Annotated in this window: 16 protein-coding genes; 5 read left to right on the top strand and 11 right to left on the bottom strand. The window is 47.4% G+C overall.

Going from position 1 to position 23179, the window contains the following annotated elements; translation table 11 throughout:
* Positions 1–47 precede the first annotated feature (47 nt).
* Positions 48–1850, bottom strand: coding sequence for a proline--tRNA ligase (locus NIES2104_RS12585; RefSeq protein ID WP_058998531.1), 1803 nt, complete (start codon positions 1848–1850; stop codon positions 48–50).
* Positions 1851–1945: 95 nt separating this feature from the next.
* Between NIES2104_RS12585 and ftsH the strand changes: the two genes are divergently transcribed.
* On the top strand, positions 1946–3802 hold the full coding sequence (ftsH, locus tag NIES2104_RS12580) for an ATP-dependent zinc metalloprotease FtsH (protein WP_263970950.1): 1857 nt from the start codon (positions 1946–1948) through the stop codon (positions 3800–3802).
* 50 nt (positions 3803–3852) lie between these two features.
* On the opposite strand, the gene NIES2104_RS12575 is transcribed toward ftsH, so the two are convergent.
* The 5 genes from NIES2104_RS12575 to NIES2104_RS12555 form a co-directional block, all read right to left on the bottom strand.
* The gene (locus NIES2104_RS12575; RefSeq protein ID WP_059001695.1) at positions 3853–4437 is read right to left on the bottom strand and encodes a Uma2 family endonuclease; all 585 of its coding nucleotides are present in this window, start codon (positions 4435–4437) and stop codon (positions 3853–3855) included.
* 23 nt (positions 4438–4460) lie between these two features.
* The gene (locus NIES2104_RS12570) at positions 4461–5138 is read right to left on the bottom strand and encodes a TrkA family potassium uptake protein (protein ID WP_058998530.1); all 678 of its coding nucleotides are present in this window, start codon (positions 5136–5138) and stop codon (positions 4461–4463) included.
* A gap of 51 nt (positions 5139–5189) precedes the next feature.
* Positions 5190–5396, bottom strand: a complete 207-nt coding sequence (locus NIES2104_RS12565; protein ID WP_058998529.1) for a hypothetical protein — start codon at positions 5394–5396, stop codon at positions 5190–5192.
* 39 nt (positions 5397–5435) lie between these two features.
* Positions 5436–5918 carry a GNAT family N-acetyltransferase gene (locus NIES2104_RS12560; protein WP_058998528.1) on the bottom strand — a complete coding sequence of 161 codons (483 nt, stop codon included), beginning with the start codon at positions 5916–5918 and terminating at the stop codon, positions 5436–5438.
* Between the two features lie 86 nt (positions 5919–6004).
* On the bottom strand, positions 6005–7204 hold the full coding sequence (locus NIES2104_RS12555; RefSeq protein ID WP_304608005.1) for an RpoD/SigA family RNA polymerase sigma factor: 1200 nt from the start codon (positions 7202–7204) through the stop codon (positions 6005–6007).
* Between the two features lie 613 nt (positions 7205–7817).
* On the opposite strand from NIES2104_RS12555, the gene priA reads away from it, so the two are divergent.
* Together priA and NIES2104_RS12540 are read left to right on the top strand one after the other, a co-directional pair.
* On the top strand, positions 7818–10229 hold the full coding sequence (gene priA, locus NIES2104_RS12545; protein ID WP_058998526.1) for a primosomal protein N': 2412 nt from the start codon (positions 7818–7820) through the stop codon (positions 10227–10229).
* 156 nt (positions 10230–10385) lie between these two features.
* Complete coding sequence (locus NIES2104_RS12540) at positions 10386–15377, top strand: translocation/assembly module TamB (RefSeq protein ID WP_058998525.1); 4992 nt, start codon at positions 10386–10388, stop codon at positions 15375–15377.
* A gap of 104 nt (positions 15378–15481) precedes the next feature.
* Here the strand turns inward: NIES2104_RS12540 and trxA are convergent, their stop codons facing one another.
* Positions 15482–15799, bottom strand: coding sequence for a thioredoxin (gene trxA / locus NIES2104_RS12535; protein WP_058998524.1), 318 nt, complete (start codon positions 15797–15799; stop codon positions 15482–15484).
* Between the two features lie 171 nt (positions 15800–15970).
* Here trxA and NIES2104_RS12530 point away from each other — a divergent pair, with 171 nt between their 5' ends.
* On the top strand, positions 15971–17038 hold the full coding sequence (locus tag NIES2104_RS12530; protein ID WP_058998523.1) for a LuxR C-terminal-related transcriptional regulator: 1068 nt from the start codon (positions 15971–15973) through the stop codon (positions 17036–17038).
* Here the strand turns inward: NIES2104_RS12530 and NIES2104_RS12525 are convergent.
* A complete protein-coding gene (locus NIES2104_RS12525) occupies positions 17035–17964 on the bottom strand; it encodes an NAD(P)-dependent oxidoreductase (protein WP_058998522.1) in 930 nt (309 codons plus the stop codon). The genes NIES2104_RS12530 and NIES2104_RS12525 overlap by 4 nt on opposite strands.
* A 258-nt stretch (positions 17965–18222) precedes the next feature.
* On the opposite strand from NIES2104_RS12525, the gene NIES2104_RS12520 reads away from it, so the two are divergent.
* Entirely contained in the window at positions 18223–19491 is a 1269-nt protein-coding gene (locus tag NIES2104_RS12520; RefSeq protein WP_058998521.1) for an MSMEG_0569 family flavin-dependent oxidoreductase, read from the top strand.
* Between the two features lie 223 nt (positions 19492–19714).
* Here NIES2104_RS12520 and NIES2104_RS12515 read toward each other — a convergent pair whose 3' ends face one another.
* From NIES2104_RS12515 to NIES2104_RS12505, 3 genes are all read right to left on the bottom strand, one after another.
* Entirely contained in the window at positions 19715–20482 is a 768-nt protein-coding gene (locus NIES2104_RS12515; protein ID WP_082689979.1) for a DUF928 domain-containing protein, read from the bottom strand.
* Positions 20483–20591: 109 nt separating this feature from the next.
* The gene (locus tag NIES2104_RS12510) at positions 20592–22490 is read right to left on the bottom strand and encodes a CHASE2 domain-containing protein (protein WP_058998519.1); all 1899 of its coding nucleotides are present in this window, start codon (positions 22488–22490) and stop codon (positions 20592–20594) included.
* Positions 22491–22503: 13 nt separating this feature from the next.
* Positions 22504–23172 (bottom strand): response regulator transcription factor, encoded by a 669-nt coding sequence (locus tag NIES2104_RS12505; protein ID WP_058998518.1) that lies wholly within the window; start codon positions 23170–23172, stop codon positions 22504–22506.
* Between the last annotated feature and the right edge of the window lie 7 nt (positions 23173–23179).

The raw sequence follows: 23179 nt of genomic DNA, 5'->3' as shown, positions 1-23179 counted from the left end.
CGCTTTAAAGTGCCAATACTGCTGATAGTATTGAAGCTCCACTACTACTAAATCGCTTTTGAAATCACATCTTTCAACGTTGAAACAACATCGCCGATCGTAATTTCTTGTACTGCTTTTGTCGATCGCTCAACCATTTCAACTTTGCCATCTTTGAGCGATTTTCCGGTCACAATTCGGTAAGGAATGCCGATCAATTCTGCGTCTTTGAACTTCACCCCTGCGCGTTCATTGCGATCGTCTAACAGCGTTTCCACACCTGCTTGATTCAATTCGGTATAAAGTTTCTCTGCGGTGCTGACTTGATCCGGATCATTCACGTTTGGAATGACCACGATCGCGTGATAAGGAGCGATCGCAACAGGTAACACAATGCCATCTTTGTCGTAGGATTGTTCGATCGCGGCTTGAGCCAATCTCGAAACCCCAATTCCATAACATCCCATGACTAAAGGTACTTCTTCGCCTTGTTCATTGGTGTAAGTTGCATTCATTGCTTTGGAATATTCTGTACCAAGCTGGAAAATGTGCCCGATTTCGATGCCTCTTGCAGTTTTGAGAGTTTGATTTGAATCGTGAATGGCGCGATCGCCAACTCTCGCTTTTCGCACATCGACGACTAGATCCGGTTTCTGAAATTCTTTACCCCAGTTTGCGCCGACAACGTGATAGCCCGATTCATCAGAACCTGTGACGAAGTTTTCTAAGTTCACTACGGTTTGATCAATGAAGCGAACAAATTTCGGTGAGATCTCTTTGCTCGATCGAATATAGCTATCTGAAATTCCTGGAGAAATATAACCTAATGGAAGCTCTTTCTCTGCCCATTTTTGTTGAGCTTCGGCATCAGGAACCGTCAGAGAGAGCACTGTTTTTCCATTAAAGCGATCGGCAATTTTAGTCAATTCATTCTGCAATTTCACATCGTTCACGTCTTGATCGCCTCGAATGTGAACTAGAATCAATGCTGTCATTCCGCTGTCAAAAACGGCTTGATACAGAACGTTTTTGACAATATTTGTGGGAGAACATTTGAGAAATTTGCTCACTTTCTCGATCGTTTCTGTTCCCGGTGTTTCGCGCTTCTCGTAGCTGGTAAACGGTGAAGGAACAACATCAGGAGGAAGTGCGATCGCTTTCTCGACATTTGCCGCATATTTGCCATCTTCGGTGTAGAGAACTTCGTCTTCTCCCGCTTCTGCCAGCACCATAAATTCTTGCGAACCTGATCCCCCGATCGCGCCAGAATCCGCATCAACAGCACGGAATTCTAAACCTGTTCTGCGAAGAATATTGCAGTAGGCATCGTGCATCTTTTGATAAGTTTTCTTCAGTGCTTCTTCATCCGCATCGAAAGAATACGCATCTTTCATAATAAATTCTCGACCGCGCATTAAACCGAATCGCGGACGAATTTCATCGCGGAATTTCGTTTGAATTTGATACAGATTTTGCGGCAATTGGCGATAAGAACGAATCATCTCGCGAGCGATCGTGGTAATTACTTCCTCATGCGTTGGACCTAGACCGAGTTCGCGATCTTGTCGATCGACCAACGCAAACATACTGCCTTCTGCTTTGGTGTAAATATCCCAACGCCCGGATTCTTTCCACAATTCCGACGGCTGCATCTGAGGCAGTAAACATTCTTGTGCGCCCGCTGCATTCATCTCTTCGCGCACAATCCGAGAAATCTTTTGCAATACGCGCCACATCAGCGGCAGATACGCATAAATCCCGCTACCAATCCGCCGAATATATCCCGCTCTCACCAAAAGCTTATGGCTAGGGATTTCTGCCTCGGCTGGATCTTCCCGTAGCGTGACAAATAGCATCTGAGATAGCCGCATCGATCGTGTCCTTCGTTTCAAAAAACCACATTCTATTCTAGGGGTTCGCTGAACAAAGCGTGCGCTCAACTATCGGTTATCCGATTCAATCCGTCGTGACCTCCGCAACAGAGGGCGGAAAACCCGCGTCGATCGTGCGGCAACTTCATCTACCAGCCGCGAATTTGAACCTTGAGAATAAACACATAAGCAAGTCACTTCTAACCATTCCTTCGGCAGGCAACAAGATGAACACCATTTCTCAAACCGCTTACAGCGAATTTTTGCAACAGGTTCAAGCGCGACAGGTTGCACAAGTCACGATTAAAGTCGATCGTATTGAATACACGCTCAAATCAGAGTTTGGGGGAGCGCGGCACTACACGATCAGTGATCAGTTTCAGCCCAATCTTCCGAATCTGCTTCGCAATCAAAGCATTCCTTTTACGGATGAGCGGACTTCTGCGAGTGGGGTTTTAGGATTGTTGCTCTCGATGGGCGCGATGGCGGGCGCTCTAGTTTGGTTGGCGAAATTTAGTCAAGCAGGTGGCGGAATTGGTGGACTGACCGGGATTGGTAAAAGTAAGGCGAGAGTTTATAACCAAGGTAAAACGGGCATTCAGTTTGCTGATGTCGCTGGAGTAGACGAAGCAAAGCAGGAACTACAGGAAGTCGTCGATTTTCTGAAAAATGGCGAGAAGTACCGCAAGATTGGCGCGAAGATTCCCAAAGGTGTGCTGCTTGTCGGTCCTCCTGGAACCGGTAAAACATTGTTGGCAAAAGCGATCGCGGGAGAAGCGGGCGTTCCATTCTTCAGTATGTCCGGTTCAGAATTCGTTGAACTCTATGTCGGAGTTGGTGCTTCTCGCGTGCGCGACTTATTTCAGCAAGCCAAACGGCAAGCTCCCTGCATTATTTTCATTGATGAACTCGATGCGATCGGGAAATCTCGCGGGAATTCCAATTTCAACGGCAACGATGAGCGAGAACAAACCTTAAATCAGTTACTCACTGAGATGGATGGGTTCGATGGCAATGCGGGTGTGATTCTGATCGCTGCGACCAATCGCCCGGAAATTTTAGATCCTGCGCTTCGTCGTCCGGGTCGCTTCGATCGCCAAGTGTTAGTGGATCGCCCAGATAAAAGCGGCAGAGAAGCGATCTTGAAAGTGCATTCTCGCGGCGTGAAGATGGGCGAAGATGTCGATTTAAATGCGAGCGCGACTCAAACCGTTGGATTTTCAGGCGCAGATTTAGCGAATTTAGTGAACGAAGCCGCATTAATGGCAGCCCGTCAGAATCGGCAAGCGGTGCTGATGGCAGATTTTCACGAAGCGATCGAGCGGGTGATTGCTGGATTAGAGAAGCGATCGCGAGTTTTATCGCCATTGGAACGTCAAACCGTGGCATATCATGAAGTCGGTCATGCGTTTGTGGGTGCATTGATGCCTGGAGGCAGTAAAGTGACTAAAATCTCGATCGTGCCTCGTGGCATCGGTGCTTTAGGCTATACGCTACAAACTCCAGAAGAAGATCGCTTCTTGCTGATCGAAGATGAATTGCGCGGACAGATTGCGACTTTACTGGGTGGACGAGCGGCAGAAGAAATTGTGTTTGGCAAGGTGTCGAGCGGCGCGAGTGATGATATTCAAAAAGCAACCGCGCTGGCAGAACGAGCCGTCACACAATATGGAATGGGTGAGACATTAGGACCAATCGCGTTTGAAACACAGCAAGCGCAGTTTCTCGATGGGGGGAGTACTCGTCGATCGATTAGTGCAGAAGTTGCTTCAGAAATCGATCGCTTAATCAAGCAAAGTATTGATCGATCGTATGCAACCGCTTTGGCAATTTTGCGACACAATCGATCGTTACTGGAATCTACGACTCAAACGCTGTTAGAAACTGAAGTGCTGGAAGGCGAACAGTTGCAGCGGATCTTGGCACAGGTGCAAATGCCTGAGACTGTTTAGGAAATCAGCGATCGTGGAATTCCACGATCGCTCTTTCATTTCAAATTGGTTTATTCTTCAAATCGATCGACAAACAATTCAAATCCAGGTAAAACACTCTCACCCGATAGCAAAGCTGGCAGCGTTCTGACTTCTTTATCTTGTCCTTGCCGATAGATCTCCACTTGTTGATCTTGAGGATTGAACAGCCAACCGAGACGCACACCGCTATCTAGGTATTCCTGCATCTTTTCTTGCAGCACTGACAAATTATCAGTTGCAGAGCGAAGTTCAATCACAAAATCAGGCGCGATCGGTGGAAATTTTTTTCGCTGGTCTGGGGTGAGAGCTTCCCAGCGAGATCGTCCAATCCAAGCCGCATCTGGAGAGCGATCGCCCCCACCTGGAAGTTTGAAGATAGTTGAGGAACTAAACACCTCGCCAAGTTGAGTTTGACGATTCCAAATTCCTAAGTCAATGATGTAATTCGCCTCTCGTTTACCACTTTCTCCACCCACAGGCGGCATAACAATCAAAGCTCCTTTTGCGTTCCGCTCGATGTTCCATTCAGGATTACTCAGGCAGAGTTGATAGAATTGCTCATCGGTGAGATGGACGTGTTCGAGATCCAGCTTGAGAGGAAGAGTAAGTTCCATTTTTGCGCCTCGATCGAGCAACACTAAACACACTTTTGCATAAAATCAATCACCTGGTGCATAAAGCCTGGTTTCGTCACGATTAGCACCGTGGACTCTGGTTCTAAGATCGTACTGCCGTTGGGAATTTCTAAATCCATGTGGGCATGAGGCTGATAACCAATGATTAATGATCCCTGTGGAAATCTAGGATCTTGAGCTACTTCTGCCACACTGCGACCCACAACGCTACAACTCGGCGGAATCGAGAGCTTGAACACTTCGATCTGTCCTTGCTCAAAGTGCATCATCGATTCGACTTCCGGATATTCGATCACATTCACCATCGTGGTAACTGCAAGCTCGATCGCATTAATCACATGAGTCGCGCCCGCAAATCGATAGGGTTCCGCAAAATCTTTGTGCCGCATTCTGACTAAAATGTTTGGCACACCGTAATGTTTCGCCAGCGTCACCATTGCGAGATTTAGGGCATCATCTCGGAGTACAGCCGCGATCGCATCCGCTTTGCGAATTCCAGCTTCGATCAGCACTTCGGTACTCACCGCACTGCCCTCGAATGCGATCACGCCTAACTGTTCTCGTGCATACCGACAAGCCGCAGGATCAACATCAATCACCGCGACCGTATGCCCCAACTCGATTAAACGCTGAGATAGGCTCAGTCCAATCAGACCCGCGCCCCCGATTAAAACGTACATAAATTCTTTGAATCACGCTTTGTTCTAGCCTAGAGCATGATTCAAAGAATGTTAGTCGAGTTTGAGCGAGTTGACTGGCACTTCGTCCCACGACTGCACCAACCGCATTCTGGCGACCCAACCTGCTTGTTTTTGTGTTTCGGTCAGATCCGCTTCAAAGGATTCGTGACACTCTTGCGCTTGAGTTTCGTCGCAGCAAGCGATACAGGCATACATCAGCCCACATGGATCGACTTGTTCGTTCACCCAGATTGTCATGATCCTGTCCTCCAAAACCTTACTGAAATTTTGCCATATTTAGGATTGCTGCGCTGCCATCTGAGTCAGAGCAACTCCGGTCACACGACAGATTCGCCAGTCAGGAAGCACCGTTGCACCCATTCGTTTGTAAAAGCCGATCGCCATGTCGTTCCAGTCCAATACGCTCCATTCTAATCGCCCGCAGTCTTGCTCTACGGCGATTTCAGCTAATCGAGTCAAGAGGGCTTTTCCGATTCCTTGTCCTCGATATTGGGGTAAAACAAAGAGGTCTTCTAGATAGATTCCGGGCTTTGTGAGGAATGTTGAATAGTTGTAAAAAAATAGTGCAAAAGCGATCGGTTTATTTTCGATGACCGCCACGATCGAATGAACGAGTGGTTTGGAACCGAAAAGATGGGAATGGAGATCGTCGATCGAGCCTGTGACTTGATCAGCGAGTTTTTCGTATTCTGCTAAGGCTTGGATGAGAGAGAAAATTGCCGGAACATCGGCGGGGATTGCTGGACGAATTTCAAACATAAAAAGTGAAATGAGTTTCAAGGGAATGCCTCAAAACTCATAGCGCATAAAGGAATATGAAATCAATCAAAGAGAAGTGCGATCGATTATCCCAACCAACCCTTTAACCGTTCGGCAATCTGCGGTCTTCTCAATTTCCGCATCGCCTTACTTTGAATCTGCCGCACCCGTTCCCGCGACAAATTGAACATACCGCCCACTTCTTCGAGCGTACAGGGCTTACTTGTCGTCAAACCATAGCGCAACGAGATAATATCCTTCTCGCGCTCGGTCAACACATTGCCCAACACATCCCAAATCTCTTGACGCAGCATCGTTTCGCTCATCTGAGATTCCGGTGATTGGGTATCCCCATCTTCGAGCAAATCCATTAATTCAGTGTCTTCGCCTTTCCCAACTCGGTGATTGAGCGATAATGACTGGCGGCGAACCTGCTGAAGATGTTGTAACTGCTCTACAGTCAATTCCAGCGATTGGGCGAGTTCTGCTTCGGTGGGATTGCGTCCCAGTTCGCGCTTTAGTTCGCGATGCGCTTTTTTCAACTTATTGAGCTTCTCAACAATATGAATCGGTAAACGGATCGTTCGAGCATCATTCGCGATCGTTCTCGTGATCCCCTGCCGAATCCACCAGTACGCGTAGGTTGAAAACTTATAGCCCTTATCCGGATCAAACTTTTCGGTGGCGCGGTTTAGTCCGAGTGCACCTTCTTGAATTAAATCTAGGAATGGCACGCCGCGATTTAAATAGCGTTTTGCGATCGACACCACCAGACGAAGGTTCGATCGAATCATCTTGCGTTTCGCTACACGGCTTCGGTGTAATCGATGCTCTAATTGTCGTTCGGTTAAGCCTAACCGCTCACCGAGTTCTGCCCTAGAAGGCATCCGACCGAGTTCACTATAAAGCTTCCGCTGTGTTTCATCGACCTCGACGAGATACTGTACCCGTCGAGCGAGTTCTACTTCTTCATCGGCTTTGAGCAGCGGATAACGCGCCATTTCTTTGAAGAATGCGCCCACAGCATCGTCCGCTACGGTTTTGTTATATCCTGACGATCGAGCCGATGCCATTTGATCAATCTCGGCTTCACCCGTTGCTTCTGCCAGATCAGCGGCAGCCGAGGTGAGTTCGAGCAAATCGGGTTCTATTTCGATCGGGGTTGAGTCTGCGAAATCGGCTTCTAATTGCAAAGAGTCCACTGAATCTAACTCAGCAACGTCCATTGCAAAGTCCAAATCACTAGAGAGGGCTTCTGTGTGAGAACTGTTGCTTTGTTCGTTCATAGTGATGTTATATCGAGGTAGTTTTACGCGATCGAGGGTTGAGAGAGTTGCTCCGTTAAGTCATCAGAATCAAGTGAAAACTTAAGACAGCAATGAGAATTTTTAATCTAAATCTTTTCTGTTCAAATTGTGAATTTCCAGCCTTAGAACTCCTCCTGAACCTATGACGAAATGACGCGTTTTCGGAATTTTTTTCGGAAACTTTTAGAAATGGGTCGAAGATACAACCCTGCTAAAATCGCCGCTCTGAATCGGGAAAATTCCTGGAGATGCGTTTCAGCTTCGGCGAGTTCCCGCTTGCTGCTTCCGTTTGAGTCCGGAACTTCTGCCAAAATGACAAGATCCCAAACCTTTCGGTCACTGCTATAACAGACTCTCATACCTGCTCTGTTTTACATCTCTACCAATGGTGAGAAAAGCAAATGTCAATGGTTTCAATCTGTCTTTGGGTGAGTCCTTGCGTTAGAACGCGATCGATCCGGTAAACTCAGTCACACGTTAAAATATTGGAGTGGTTCATTTGAACTGAATGCCCCCGCGATTCCTAGGTAATTTAATACCGTAAATTTCCTTTTTTACCGATTTTCTTAAGTTTTTCTCTTCATTTGCGGATATGTCTGAATTGCAGTCTGTAGCGGAATCGAGGACGGAATATCGCACTGATCCGATGTGGATTGAAGTGCTAGTGGATTGTCCGGGGGCACAAGGCGTTTTTACTTATGCGGTGCCGTCGGGGACGCGGGTGGTGCCGGGTGATATCCTGAGTGTGCCGTTCGGGGTACAGCAGGTGGGCGGAATTGCAGTGCGATCGCTAACTGAACCCCCAGATTTAGAACATATTCGATCGATTGATTCGATCGTTAGTGCTGGATTTTTTCCGGCTTCCTATTGGGCACTGCTCGATCGGGTTGCGAGATATTATCAAACTTCACTGATGCAAGTGGTTCGAGTCGCGTTGCCACCGGGACTGTTAGCGCGATCGCAAAGACGCATTCGATTGATCGATTCAGCAGCGAATGAAATCTTTCTCAATCCCGCTGCTCAGCAGATTTTGAAATTGCTTCAATCTAGCAAAACGAAAGATTACTCGTGGCAGTTCATTCAGCGGCAAGTGAAAGGGGCACATCGCGGACTTCAAGATTTATTGAGATTCAACTGGGTTGAGAGCTATCTAGAGCCACCCGCCACCATTCGCCCCCAGTTGCGCCAAGCTGTGATTCTCGTCTCGATGCAGGGAGAATTGCGAGGAAGACAACGCGAGATTTTAGAAGTTCTCAAGCGCAACGGCGGCGAAATGTGGCTCACCGATTTATTGCAGCAGTGCCGCACGACTTCACCCACGGTAAAACGATTGCAAGAAGAAGGCTGTGTGATTCTTCAAGGTCGAGAAGTGTTGCGGAGTGAACACGGTCCAGAGGTAGAGATTGATGCAGCAAAATCGCTCACACCAGACCAAGCACAAGTTCTGGAGCAAATTCATGCTGTGAGTGGATTTGACAAAATTTTGCTGCATGGTGTGACCGGATCGGGAAAGACTGAGGTTTATTTGCAAGCGATCGCGCCCATTCTCGAACAAGGTCAATCTGCATTAGTGTTAGTTCCCGAAATTGGATTAACGCCGCAGTTAACCGATCGATTTCGAGCTAGATTTGGCGATCGAGTTTGCGTCTATCACAGTGCTTTATCCGATGGGGAACGCTTCGATACTTGGCGGCAGATGTTAGCTGGATCGCCGCAAGTTGTGATTGGAACGCGATCGGCAATTTTCGCACCGTTACCGAATCTTGGCTTGATTGTGCTCGATGAGGAACATGATTCGAGCTTTAAGCAAGATCAGCCTGCACCTTGTTATCATGCGCGATCGGTGGCTCAATGGCGGGCAGAACTTGAAGATTGTCCGTTGATTCTTGGATCTGCCACTCCATCTTTAGAAAGTTGGTTAGAGCGATCAACCTATCTATCATTGCCAAAGCGAATTTTAGATCGACCCCTACCGCGCATTGATGTGATTGATATGCGGAAGGAATTGCACGATCGCAATCGGTCGATTTTTAGTCGATCGCTGCAAGCTGAGCTTAAAAAACTCAAAGGGAACAATCAAAAAGGACTGTTATTTATTCATCGTCGTGGACATAGCACTTTCGTGTCTTGTCGCAGTTGTGGCTATGTGATGGACTGTCCAAACTGTGATGTTTCACTGTCCTATCACCACATTCACGAAAATGCTCAACCATTACTGAGATGCCACTATTGCAACCATACACAGCTTCAACCTCAACAATGTCCATCCTGTAGTTCGACCTACTTTAAGAACTTTGGTAGTGGAACTCAGCGCGTCGTGCAAGAACTATCGCAACTGTTTCCAGAGCTGAAAACGATTCGCTTTGACAGTGATACCACTCGTGCAAAAGGTGCTCACAGAGCATTGTTAAGCCAGTTCGCTCAGGGTGATGCTGATTTATTAGTGGGAACACAGATGTTAACGAAAGGCATTGATCTACCTCAAGTCACATTAGTAGGCATCATTTCAGCCGATGGACTGTTAAACCTAGCAGACTTTCGAGCAAGTGAAAGAGCCTTTCAAACTTTAGTACAAGTTGCTGGACGAGCCGGACGCGGAACAGAACCCGGACGAGTGATTCTCCAAACTTATGCGCCTGAAAATCCGGTGATTCAAGCGGTGAAACAGCAGCAGTATGAACCGTTTGTCGAAAAAGAACTCGAACAGCGATCGATTCTGACTTATCCGCCATACGGTCGTTTAGTCTTGCTTCGATTTAGCGGACTCAACCCGCAAACCGTTCAAACGACAGCCGAAACGATCGCGGATTTACTTCAGTCTGATGAAAACTATCAGGTTTTGGGTCCCGCACCCGCAACGATCCTGAGAATTGCTCAACGATACCGCTGGCAGATTTTATTGAAGTTAAACGAAGATCGCAGTCCTGATTTAACCGAACTGCGATCGCATTGTCCTTCTACCGTGAGCTTAACGATCGATGTTGATCCGATGAATCTCATGTAGCACGACCGATCAACTGCGATCGCATTCATTTTGCTGTAATCAATTTCACAATTGAGCAGGAAAATCATTTCTATTGGCAGTTTCTGTTAAATTCTTTGCACTAGAGTTTCGTAGGTGTGGTAATGGTAGATTGGCTTTCTATCAGAATTCAAGCCGATGACTCAATCTCCCGATCCGAATAATCGTCCTGAAACTCCCGCACGTCGTCGCTTGTGGCTTGTGCTGCTCGGTCGCGTCGGAGTCCCGATCGCAATTCTCAGCGCCTTAGGTATCGGTGCGGGCATCTGGTACGGATCAAAATTCGTACAAAATGATCTCGCCCCCCTAATCGAACAAAATTTAAGCGAATTACTCGATCGACCCGTGGATTTGGGCAGCGTCGAAGGCTTTTCACTCAACCAGTTGCGTTTTGGCAAAAGTTCGATTCCAGCCACTCCGAACGATCGCGATCGCGCTTCGGTCGAAGGTGTGGAAGTCAATTTCAACTTGCTACAATTGTTGCTCACTCGCACATTAAAGCTGGATGTGACTTTACTCCAGCCGGATGTGTATTTGGATCAGGAAAAAAATGGAGTTTGGGTTAAAACACAGATCAAAGCTCAAGAACAAGAAGGATTGATCAAGACACAGCTCGATCGTATCCGGTTTAGAGATGCCAATATTGAACTCGATGCCTTTCCCAAACCCAGACAGCGACGAATTCCGGTCACACTGCGGCAAGGTACCGGAACTGCAAATTTCTTTGATAATAATCAGCGGATTACTTACGAACTCAATGCGGAATCAACGAAGCAAGGGAGCATCGATCTCAACGGTGAAACGTTGATTAAAAACGGCTTAAACTCGAATCTGAACATTCGGGGACGAGATTTCTTAGTGGTGGAGATCGATCGATTAGTCAAGTTTCCGATCAATCTTCCTCAAGGTCGTACGAATGGTGCCGTGAATGTTCAACTCAGACCGGATCAACGTCCGGTCGTCAAAGGAACCGCAGAATTTAGAGATGTGACGGTACAGATTCCAGAAGTGCCTCAAGTCTTCTCGAAATCATTCGGAAACTTACAGATTGATGACACCTTAATTACGTTAGACAAAGTTCGATCGCAGTTAGGAAAAATACCACTCACTGCTCAAGGAAAGATTGATACCGAAAAAGGCTTTAATGTCTCTGCAAATGTGAAATCAGTTAGTATTGAAAACTTTTTTGATACGTTCAACGTTGAGCTTCCTTTTGCAACTTCTGGAGAAGCCACCGCAGACATTCGCGTTACGGGTGAAGTGCAAAATCCGATCGTAACAGGTCGAGTTCGCAACACAAAAGTTGCTAGAGTCGATCGCATTAATCTCACCCAAGCGAGTACTGATTTTCGCTTAGATACAGAAACGCTAAACTTAGCCCTCTCGAACATTCGTGCTGTTCCTGAAGTGGGTGGAACAGTCGTTGCAAGTGGAAATTTAGATCTCAATGCACCGCAATCGATCGCGATTAACTATCAAGCACAAAACTTACCCGGAGATGCGATCGCACAACTCTACAACAACGGAACCTTACCGATTACAGTCGGGCGAGTCAATGCACGCGGACAAGTGATCGGACGATTGAATCAAGTGCAAACGATCGCACAGTTCCAAGCGCCAGAAGCAACGTATCCCGGAACCGGGGAAGTCGTAGTTACAGGGGGTAATACGATTCTGCGAAATGCAGTGTTTCAAGTCGCAGAGGGAACCGTTAGCGCTCAAGGACGCACGATCGGACAACGATGGCAGGGAACCGTTCAAGCTTCTAATGTGCAAGCGAGCCGATTTGCTCCACAGGTTCAAGGCTTGATCAATGGAAATGCAGAACTTGCAGGATCACTGAATGCGCCACAGTTAGAGAATGTTCAAGCGCGAGGACAAGCAAGACTTACGAATGGAAATAGTTTTGTAAATGCGAACTTTAATGCGATCGCAGGACGCTTTCAAGCTGACACTCAGATCGCTGGAATTGCTCTCAATCAATTTTCACCACAGCTACGCGGAGATCTCAGCGGCAATGTGCGATTAGCAGGTGCCTTGAATGCTCTCTCACCCAGTGCAATTCGAGCCGATGGACAAGTGCGACTTTCTCAAGGCATTGCACTGATTGATCAGCCCCTAACCGCGCAAATTAACTGGGACGGTCAACGGCTCAACATTCCACAAGCGACCGCACAAGGATTTCGGGCGAATGGTGCAATTCTCGCTGATGTAAGCGGAACACCGAGAGTGACAGCACTGGACTTAAACATTCAAGCGAACAATTATGCTCTAGCAAACCTACCGATTCCCAGTCCTCCAGTGACTCAGATATCGGGTGCAGTAGACTTGATTGGGCGTGTGACCGGAACACCAGAAGCACCTAGAGTGGTGAGTAATGTTACAGTGCGTGGATTTTCACTCAATGGTATTACCTTTGATCCGGTGTTGAGTGGAAACTTGAACTTACTGCCACAAGGGTTTGATCTAAATCTCAGAGGTGCTCAAGATCAGATTGCACTAAACCTTGAGCCGAACTTTAGACCTCGATCGCTCCTTGTTCGACGCGATGAATCTTCGCTCATCGGACAGACAAGAGGCAATATCTTCCAAGTCGCAGTGCAACAGTTTCCCATCAATGGATTTGCGCTTCCGGGCGTGAATTTGGCTCCGTATGGCGGTGTGAGTGGAACACTAGCAGGCAATCTTAATATTGACCTCGATCAATTGCGCGTGATTGATGGCAATGCTACTGTTCAAAATCTACGGATTGGTTCTTTCCGGGCAGATGTCGCCACGACCGCTTTTGTGAATCGGAACAATGTCTTTGAGTTTAGTGATACCACTTTGACTAGAGGACAAAGCAAATATGTGCTGACAGGCAATGTTGATTTAAGAGCAGAGCCAAAATTCAATGGCAAAGTGACGATCGCTCAAGGCAGAATCGAAGATGTTCTCACGGGCTTACAGTACTTTGACCTGCAAGACTTCGCCCGTGGAGCTAGACCCCCCAACTACGATCGAGCAAATGCACTCAATCCGGTTCCAGTCGGTGATCCGCAAGCTCCTTTACTCGATCAACTGCGACGATTTGCGGAAATCAACGCACTTCTGCGATTGAACAATCAAGCGATCGCAGAAAATCGAGTTCCTCAAACCGCAGATATTCGCGGTAACTTCGGGGGCGAAATTACAGTGAACGCTTCACTTTCACAAGGCGTTCAAGCAAACTTTGATTTGCAAGCTCAGAATGTTGAATATCGTCCTTATCAAGCTCAGACTCGTTTGGTCGATGGACAGCTTCAGCGAGTAGACGATCGCATTTTGACCGCTCAGCAAGTTCGCGCACTGGGTAGCGTAAACAATGGAGTGGTGAGCTTAGAACCGTTGCGAATTCAATCCGGTGAATCTGTGCTGAGCTTAGCTGGACAGTTTGGAGGTGAAACGCAATTCGGACAGCTAACGGCGCGGAACTTATCGATCGCAGAAATTGAGCGCTTTTATCCCCTACCGCTTGGCATTGATGGCAAACTCAATTCCACAGTGACGATTAGCGGTACGCGTGACAATCCCTCAGCAGTCGGACAAATTCAAGTCATTGATGGTTTTCTCAACGGCACAGAAGTTGAATCTGCGGTGGGCAACTTTACTTACAACAATGCTCGACTCAATTTCGGTAGTAACATTGCGCTCTCTTCTAATGAACCCGTTCGCATTGATGGCAGCATTCCTTATCAGATCCTACCCGACACGGTTCGACCGGATAGTAGTGAGATTAGCCTGAATGTTGATGTGAGAAATGATGGACTCTCGATCCTGAATGCTTTAGTGCCACAACTCGCTTGGCGCGGGGGTGAAGGATCAGTGAAACTCAATGTTTCAGGAACATTACTTCGCCCGCAAGTGGTCGGCGCGATTAACTTAAACGGTGCCACGATCGAAGCGACTGCGCTGCAAGCTCCCCTGACTGATGTCACCGGATCGATTGTGTTTAATCGCGATCGTATTCTCGTTGAAGGCGTACAAGGACAGTTCAACAACGGACAAGTCAGTGCTAAAGGAGTGTTACCGATTTTTGTCGCGGCGGATGCTGATCCGAATAATCCACTGCAAATTAATCTCGATCGCTTAGCAATCAATCGGAAAGGTCTTTACCAAGGCGGTGTCACTGGGAATATCGCTATCACCGGAACTGCACTCGCTCCTGAAATCGGCGGACAAGTGCAACTAGCAAACGGACAGATTCAACTCCCAGATGATCAAGCGGCAGGCGGCGCTCCTACCGCGCCCGCGAGTACTCCAGCAGGTCTACAACCTGTCGTAAGATTCAACAATCTCAGACTTGTGTTAGGAGATCGAGTTCAGATTGTTCGTGCACCGCTGATTAACTTCGTCGCGTTTGGCAATCTGAGTGTTGCAGGCACATTGGATGCTCCTAGACCTGAAGGCACGATTCGCCTTAGAAGCGGACAGGTGAATCTATTCACGACACAGTTCGTGTTAGAAAGAGGCTATCCGCAGACGGCGACATTTGAGCGCGATCGTGGACTTGATCCGCTGCTAAATGTTCGTCTGATTGCGTCGGTGCCAGAAGTGACTCGAAGCCGAATTGCTGCTCCTGGAACCGCAGAATTTGCCGATGATACGGTTGCGGCTGCGAATCTCGGATCACTGAGAACGGTGCGAATTCAGGCAAGCGCGACTGGACCCGCGAGTCAGTTATTTCAGAATCTAGAACTTACCAGCAGTCCGAGTCGGAGCCGCAATGAGATTGTTTCTCTGATTGGGGGTGGATTTGTGAATACCTTGGGACGCGGCGATAGTACGTTAGGCATTGCGAACTTAGCTGGATCAGCATTGCTCACCAACATTCAGGGCTTTATTGGTAATGCGTTGGGGCTGAGTGATTTTCGGTTATTTCCGACGTTGCTCGATCGCGGTCGGCAGCGCGGCTCTACCCTCGGACTTGCGGCAGAAGTCGGAATCGATATTACTCGCAATTTGTCTGCATCGGTGTTGCGAGTGTTGACGGCGGATCAGCCGACTCAGTTTGGTGTTCGCTACCGATTTAACGATAATTTCCTGTTCCGTGGCTCGACGAATTTTTCTGGTGATAGTCAAGGGGTGTTTGAGTACGAATTCAGGTTTTAGGGTGTGTTTTCGAGCCTTCTCACTGCGTTGCTCACCCGCCCCGAATTCCATTCCGGGGCGGAAGTGAACGAAGCGAAAAGTTTCAAAACACACCCTAGAGATTTCTACAAAAACGGCTGAACTCGATCGATGAGTTGCTGTGGTCGGAGTACGCCTTCGATGCGATCGACGGGCTTCGTTTCTTTGAACAGAACCAAGGTCGGTAGCGCTGAAATATTGTACTGACTGGCAATTTCAGGATACTTATCGACATCGATCTTAACGATTTTTACTTGGTCTTGAAGGCTATCTTTGACCAAATCGAGAAAGCCGGACATCATTTGGCAAGGACCGCACCAAGTCGCATAGAAGTCTACCAGAATTGGCGTTGTCGAGCCAGAAATGAGATCTTCAAAGCTGTTAAACTGCTGTTTCGTTGCCATTTTAGCGGAGTCTCCCATATCGTATTCTCTAACACTAGCGCGTCCGAAGAAAATCGTCTCGATCGCGCAAATAGAGAATTGTTAAACCTAGTTAAAATCGTTTGCAAAATGTCTGTTTGGGTTCGGCAATCACGATACGGTGAGTTCTATTGAAGTGCGATCGAGGGTCTGATGGCTGAATTTAACGCCGATCCGAATCGAATTCTAGTTGATCTTCAGCAGGTCAATGAAATCGCTCAAAGCTTTTCCGGCTGTCTTGTGCCCGAAGACATTGCGCGATCAGTGACATCCGGTTTAGTCGAAAAATTTTCAAGTGCGATGGCGCGATTGTGGATCTTAGAACCGGATCAGAGTGCATTAAAACTGGTGGCATCTTCGGGCTTATCGACGCGCACCGATGGCAGGTTTGGACGAGTCCCGATCGGGGCTTACAAAGTGGGAAAAATAGCGCTGAATCGCGTGTCGTTTCTCAGCAATAATCTGCCTGCGGAATCTTGGGTAGGCGATCGAGAATGGGCGATCGAGAACAATATTTGCGGATTTGCAGGCTATCCCTTAATTGCCAGCAATCGCGTTTTAGGCGTATTGGCAATGTTTAGCTGTCATGCTCTAGAACCCGCTTTTTTGGAAGTGTTACAAACGCTGTGCACGATTGTCACGATTTCATTAGATACCGCGATTAAGTATCACCAACAATCCGCTTCATCGCCGCACCCTCGATTTGATGAATTGGTATTGTCGGATCAGCTTGCGACGATTCTAAGTCAAGCACGATTTACGCTAGTGGGAACTGAGAAGCAGTTTGAACCTGCGATCGTTTATGGCTTCCTGAAAGTTGCGGAAGTGTTGTCTAAGATGAATTGTTCCTATGGTCGATTAGTGTATGGAAATGACTTTGTTTCGCTTGATGGAATCGTGCCGTTAACCAACGAGATTGATGAACTCAAACGACTTTGCGATCGCATGTTTCCCAACGCGCTGCAAATTGAACCGAGTCCCGATCGCAACATGATCCAAGTTCTGCTTAAAATCCCGACGGTTGAATCGTCAGTCTTATCAGAACGAGAGATTGAAATTTTGAGACTGCTGACTCAGGGATTTCGCGATCGAGACATCGCGGATCAATTGATTATTAGCGAAAGTACGGTTAAATTTCACTTGAACAATGTCATGAGCAAACTCAAGTCTCGAACACGGTATCAAGCAATTTATCAATCGATCGTTCAAGGATGGATCTAAGCACAAAAAGGAACGTCCGATCGCTGATAAGCAGCATACCAATCCACAGTTCGCGCTAATCCTTCTTCTAGAGAAACCTTGGGCTGCCAGTTCAGTTTAGACATTGAATCGGCAATGTTCGCGACTCTGACCTGTTCCATCGGTCGATCAGGCAATGCTCCAAACAAAGGCTGAATCCTGGGATTAATCATCCGATTCAAACGCTGCACAATTTCAGCGATCGAAGTTAACGTTCCAGAACCAAGTTCAAACACCCCATCTTCTGGCGAACGTGCCGCAGCAATCAATCCATCCACCACATCATCGACATAAATCCAATCAATCAATCGCTGACCGCTCGATAGTTGGGGAGCTTCTCCATTGAGCAACGCCTGCGTCACATGGGGAATCAGCTTCTTAAAGTTCATTTGTCCTGGACCATACACCATATAAATTCGCGCTCTGACGATCGGCAACTGATATAGCTGCTGAAACATCTGAGCGTAGATCGTACTTGACCATTTCGCCGCTGCATATGGGGAAGACGCGATCGGCATTTCACCTTCATTCGGTTCTTCGAGTGATCCCGCCAAAACAATCCGCCCGCCCACTTCAGCCATCAGCGTGAGCAAGTTAACCGTACTCACTAAGTTTCCTTGTAACGTCGATCGTACCGCTTCTAAACTTCGAGATGCCGAAGAATCCGCCGCCAAGTGAAAAAGCAAATCAGGCTTCACCCTTGTCACAATTCGCCGCATGTCATCGAAGCTAGTGACATCTGCCTGCATCCATCGGATTGAACCATTCGACTCTTGTGGAAATCGCGACACTCCAAACACTTCTGCTTGATGCTGTCGAAGTCGCTGACAAAGAGGACGACCAATAAAACCACTTGCCCCAGTCACTAAAATCCTTGTGCCTGAGAGAGAACGAGGTAGAGCACACATAAAAAAACCTAGAAATTCTTTTGCAGAGAAAGACAGTCCGAGGAACTCTGTACAGTGTCCAAGAGTACAGCAGTAGAATCTGACGCATCCGTAGTTTATTCGCAACGATTGTTCGATCGCATCAATCAATCGATAGAGGTAAAAGGCACTAATTTCCGTCAGTCTGTGACCTGATTAATTGCAATGCCTTGGTATTGACCACTACAATAAACGGCGACCCTTACCCTTTACGCTGTCATTGGTATTACGGATCTTCCTATGCAAACTCATTATCCGGTGATTATTGTTGGCGGTGGGCAATCGGGCTTATCGATGAGCTATTGCCTGAAAGAAAAAGCGATCGAGCATCTCATTTTCGAGAAGCATACGATCGCTCATGCCTGGAAAGAAAAACGCTGGGATACCTTCTGCTTGGTCACTCCAAACTGGCAATGTCAGCTTCCGGGCTACCCGTATAACGGTGTTGATCCTCACGGATTTATGCAAAAAGACGCGATCGTGGACTATGTCAAAAGCTATGCCGCTTCTTTTGATCCCCCGATTCGCGAAGGAGTCGAAGTTCTAAAAGTCCGACAGCACGACGATCGCTTTGAACTGACCACCTCGATCGGAGTGTTTACAGCCGATCAAGTGGTGATTGCTGCGGGAAGCTATCATCTACCAAAAATTCCAAGCCTGCGAGAGCGCTTTCCTGACACGATTCAACAATTACACGCTTCAGAATACAGAAATCCTCAATCTTTGCCGAACCATGTCTTAGTCATTGGAACTGGGCAATCAGGCTGTCAAATTGCAGAAGACTTACACTTAGCTGGGAAAACTGTGCATTTATCTGTGGGAAGTGCGCCCCGGACTCCGAGACGGTATCGCGGTAAAGATGTGGTCGATTGGTTGGATCAGATGGGCTATTATGATTTGTCGATCGACGATCATCCCCAAAAAGAAACGGTCAGAAGCAAAGCAAATCACTATGTCACAGGTCGCGATGGCGGACGAGAAATTGATCTGCGACATTTTGCCCTCGAAGGAATGCACTTGTATGGCAGATTAAAGACCGTGAACGGAACCACGATCGAGTTTGAAACCAATCTTAAACAGAATCTCGATCGCGCTGATGCCGTCTCTGAGAGCATTAAGAAAACGATCGATACCTTCATCGAAAAGAATCAAATCGAAGCCTCGATCGAGCCGTCGTATCATCCGGTGTGGGAGCCTGTAGAAGAATCAGGAATGCTCGATTGTCAGAACATCGAAGCGATCATTTGGTGTACGGGTTATCGATCGGATTTTCGCTGGATTGAAGTTCCGGTATTTGATGGTAAAGGCTATCCCGGACACGAACGCGGGGTCACTCCGATTTGGGGATTTTACTTTCTTGGGTTACCCTGGCTGTACACCTGGGGATCTGGGCGATTTTCTGGAATTGCGAGAGATGCACAGTATCTAGCAGATTACATTGCTGCAAGAAAGAGAGTCTCTCAAGATAGTGCTTGGAGCGTGGTGAATGAATTTTTGCTTGGATCATAAAAGCACAGAGAACTTCAAATCCGCTTAGAAAACGTAAAAAGTCTCTTCGCTTCGATTGTCTCTCGCCCTGAAATGAATTTCGGGCTAATCGTGGAAAGTCTACTGAAGTAGACTGGGAGACAGTTTTAGTTTCTTAGTCCTTTTCAAAGGACTTGCGCCGATTAGCCCGAAATTCATTTCAGGGCGGGACGTTGCATAGATCGAAAATTTCTCAAACATCGGCTCAAGGATTCGACGATCGCGTCATGTCAATCAACCGATCCAATTGTGTTCGCCGGGTTTGCACCTGTAGCGCAATCTCATCCGGAGTACTTCGTCTATCGGTTGCTGCATTCTTTTGAATCAGATTAGATTCTACATCTCGCAGAGCCGTCAATAATTGCGATCGTAGTTTTTGACCGTGTTGATCAGCGATCGTCGCTTCGGCATAAGCACTGTACCAAAGTCCTTGATCTGCGTAAAATTCTGCTTTTTCCGCCGCCGTCTTGCCAGATACGACCGGAGAAGGAACGACTTTAAATTCAGCCACAAATCGTGGATTCATCGAAACATTGAGCGGGTTACAGTTCAATTCGACCTGCCAAGCATAGACTTGCCCTTCAACTAATAGATTGGGAGGTAGCGAAAAAGGATAAATTCCGGGTTTGTAATCTGCGATCGGAAATTCATCCACGGGTTGCCACGTCACATTGTCAGCATTCGGATTATCTGCACGATAAAGCTTCAGTGTCATCGAAGAGCCGTATGCTTCTGGAATGTACCAAACCAGCGTCGGATGATCTTTCGTCAGTTGTGCGGTGTAAGTTGTCGGTGCGATCGCAGCAATATCTTGAACGGTGCGATCTTGGCAAATGCCTCTCACACCACTAGTTGAAGTGCCTGTGCGTAACGGCTCGACTTTCGGCTTAAACGCATTAGCCGCTCCTGCCATGAGAAAGCCACTCACTAGCATGATCCGAATCAGCAACATTGAATAGTTCTGCCATCTCATCGCGTAGATTCCCCTTAAAGCTGCTTTTCTATTGATCTGTATAGTACGGCTGTGAGTAGACTGATGCAGGAAGTTTTCGGTCAAATGAATGGCAGAAACCAGCAATCGACTATTTCCAAATCAATTCACAAATCACACCTTGGGGGCGATTGAGCGATCGACGAAATCTTCCACCCAGTTGCTTTTCGAGTTTTTCTGCAAATTCAGTGCCGCCAATGCCACCTGCTTTTCTGCGACGAGTCAATCTCTGAGTTTCACCATTGTCCGTTACCCGAATCACAGAGTAGTTTTGCTCTTTTCCACAAAACACCCAAAGTTGAGTCGCTGCGATCGCGTGTTTGCCGACATTGCAAAGCGCTTCTTCTAAAAAATAACATAAGCTGCCTTTTTGCTCTGACGACAAAGTGCGATCGTCAAACGAATAGATATCAATCACTTGATGTTGAATCGTTGCAAAGTGCGGAAAGTCTTGCTGTCGTCTCAATGTGACATCACAGACTAAAGTTAAGAGTTCATCGAGTGGATAGCTGGGATCAATAATTTCTGAACCGATAACAATCTCTCCGGTGCGCTGATGAGCGACAAAATCAATCTTTGCTTCTAAGGTTCGGAGCGACTGGTTTAAGGTTAGTAGCTCATCAATCAGTGTGGTATCCGGCTGTGTTTGATCTTTCTCTTCTCGGATGAGTCTTGCAAGCTGCTGGAGTGGACCATTGTGAATGATGTTGAAAACTTGTCCAACTGTATGCTGCCGAATTGCTTCTTGAGTTTCCATCTCTTGGCGATCGCGATAAAACAATGCGGTTGCGAGTCCTGCACCATTTAACACCAGTACGATCGCGGCTGGAATTAACGGAATCCACCAGCCCTGAAGCAATGCCACATAGCACAGGACGATCAGAACTGCGCTCATGATCCCTGTACTAAGAAGAATTTGCCAGGGCGATCGTAAACCGCGTCCAAAGCTCAGTCCCAAAACGCCCCAAACAACGATCCAGAAATACTCCCAACCGATCGCCCAAGTGTTTAGTAAAGGTCGATCGTTGAGAACGGTGCTAATCATTTGACTCACGCCATGAGCCTGAACCAGCACCCCTAAGTAAGTCGAGGGGAGTTTCGTCGGAACGGCTCCCACACTGACAAAATCTTTGACGCTTTTCGCAGTCATGCCAATCAGCACAACTTTGCCGCGAATCTCTTGTGGTTGAACTTTTCCCGCATTGAACTCTTGCAATGAAACAACGCGAACAGGCTGCTCTCGATTGCGAAAATTCAGCAAGATTTGATAGCCGCCTCGATCGTCATTTGTATAAAATCCGGTGGCTCGATCGAAGTTCGGAATGACTACATTTTTCGATCCAGAAACGAACTCTAAAATATCACTGTCTTCTTTCGGTTTGTAGCCTTGTGTCGCAAGGTAACGCTGTGCGAGTTGAAAAGACAGTGCAGAATAGTACGAGTTCGGATCTTGTGAATTGGGTAGCACAATCAGATTGCGTCTAAGATGACCATCCGCATCGGGCAGCACATTAGAAAAGCCCACTTGCTCGATCGCAACTCCGTCAGGGTGACGAATTCCAATATCTTCTCCAGTTGGAACGCGATTGATCACAAATGTATTGGAATTGCGCTTAAACACATCAATTAATGCGTTTCGACCTGATCCAACGGGCAAATCACGAAAGATATCAACGCCGATCGCGGCAGGTTCCGATCGCGCAATCGTTGTAATTAAATCTGCAAGAACCTGATCGGGAACCGGGTATGTGCTGAGTTGCTGAATGTCTTGATCGTCGATACCGATGACTAGAATGCGATCGTCGATCGTTTCCACCGGACGCAACCGCATCAAAGAATCAAACGCCATCCATTCCAACGGTTGCAGCCCACCACTGATTCGAGCTACGACCACGAGCAGAATCACCACCAGCCCGATCAATCCTGCCGTGCGCCAAGTCCGAATCTCACTGGAAAGCACCGTTCTCCAGCGCTGTCTGAGCTTTACCATTGCACACCCTGGATTAATCTAAGAGTCCTTCTTCCCGCGCTCGAATTCCGGTTTGCGTCCGAATATTCTTTCCTTCTTCTGGATAGATCTCTAGTGCATCTTGTAGCTTTGTCCAGTAGTGCCGCACCGTTCGTTCTGCAACATTCATCCGTGCTGCAATCTCATGGTCAGTCAGTCCGTCAACAAAGCCTAACTTCAAGAGTGTTAACCAATCAGATTTTAGTTCTAATCCGCTGCGAATCTCTTTCGGAGTGACAAACACGCCTTGAATCGCCCACTCAACGCGGCTTAACATTTCCTGACTGGATAAACTCTTATCTGCAACAGTAAACCCGGCTTGATGTTCTTTAATCTTCGCTTTCACTCGAATTAATGGTCGAGCATCCGCCGTCTGCACCACAATATTCAAAGTCGGGTAACGTTCCATTAGTTGCTTCAATAACTGAATTCCAGTCTCAACGCGGCTCGGTTGACCGATTGTTTCAGGAATTGACAGATCCACGATCGCCACATTCGGCTTCAAGCTCTCGATCTTAATCAAAGCATCCGCCGCTGTTTGAGCGGGGATCAAATCCGCTTGAGGATACTTCGATTTAAGCATCATCACAGTTGCATCGAGCACCAATGGGTGATCATCAATCACGAGAATGCTGAGGGTGGAGGCAAGTGTAGAATGGGGCATAGCCGTT

This window comes from Leptolyngbya sp. NIES-2104, assembly GCF_001485215.1.
GTDB lineage: Bacteria > Cyanobacteriota > Cyanobacteriia > Leptolyngbyales > Leptolyngbyaceae > Leptolyngbya.
Note: the sequence above shows the minus strand (reverse complement) of the source record. Positions and strands in the feature narration are given on the sequence as shown.

Excerpts from the sequence above, each read along its gene's own strand:
- NIES2104_RS12570 (WP_058998530.1), bottom strand. The coding sequence starts at position 5,138 with ATGTACGTTTTAATCGGGGGCGCGGGTCTGATTGGACTGAGCCTATCT.
- NIES2104_RS12575 (WP_059001695.1), bottom strand. The coding sequence starts at position 4,437 with ATGGAACTTACTCTTCCTCTCAAGCTGGATCTCGAACACGTCCATCTC.
- NIES2104_RS12585 (WP_058998531.1), bottom strand. The coding sequence starts at position 1,850 with ATGCGGCTATCTCAGATGCTATTTGTCACGCTACGGGAAGATCCAGCC.
- NIES2104_RS12555 (WP_304608005.1), bottom strand. The coding sequence starts at position 7,204 with ATGAACGAACAAAGCAACAGTTCTCACACAGAAGCCCTCTCTAGTGAT.
- NIES2104_RS12560 (WP_058998528.1), bottom strand. The coding sequence starts at position 5,918 with ATGTTTGAAATTCGTCCAGCAATCCCCGCCGATGTTCCGGCAATTTTC.
- NIES2104_RS12515 (WP_082689979.1), bottom strand. The coding sequence starts at position 20,482 with ATGAGATGGCAGAACTATTCAATGTTGCTGATTCGGATCATGCTAGTG.
- trxA (WP_058998524.1), bottom strand. The coding sequence starts at position 15,799 with ATGGCAACGAAACAGCAGTTTAACAGCTTTGAAGATCTCATTTCTGGC.
- NIES2104_RS12520 (WP_058998521.1), top strand. The coding sequence starts at position 18,223 with ATGCAAACTCATTATCCGGTGATTATTGTTGGCGGTGGGCAATCGGGC.
- NIES2104_RS12510 (WP_058998519.1), bottom strand. The coding sequence starts at position 22,490 with ATGGTAAAGCTCAGACAGCGCTGGAGAACGGTGCTTTCCAGTGAGATT.
- NIES2104_RS12565 (WP_058998529.1), bottom strand. The coding sequence starts at position 5,396 with ATGACAATCTGGGTGAACGAACAAGTCGATCCATGTGGGCTGATGTAT.
- NIES2104_RS12505 (WP_058998518.1), bottom strand. The coding sequence starts at position 23,172 with ATGCCCCATTCTACACTTGCCTCCACCCTCAGCATTCTCGTGATTGAT.
- NIES2104_RS12540 (WP_058998525.1), top strand. The coding sequence starts at position 10,386 with ATGACTCAATCTCCCGATCCGAATAATCGTCCTGAAACTCCCGCACGT.
- NIES2104_RS12530 (WP_058998523.1), top strand. The coding sequence starts at position 15,971 with ATGGCTGAATTTAACGCCGATCCGAATCGAATTCTAGTTGATCTTCAG.
- priA (WP_058998526.1), top strand. The coding sequence starts at position 7,818 with ATGTCTGAATTGCAGTCTGTAGCGGAATCGAGGACGGAATATCGCACT.
- NIES2104_RS12525 (WP_058998522.1), bottom strand. The coding sequence starts at position 17,964 with ATGTGTGCTCTACCTCGTTCTCTCTCAGGCACAAGGATTTTAGTGACT.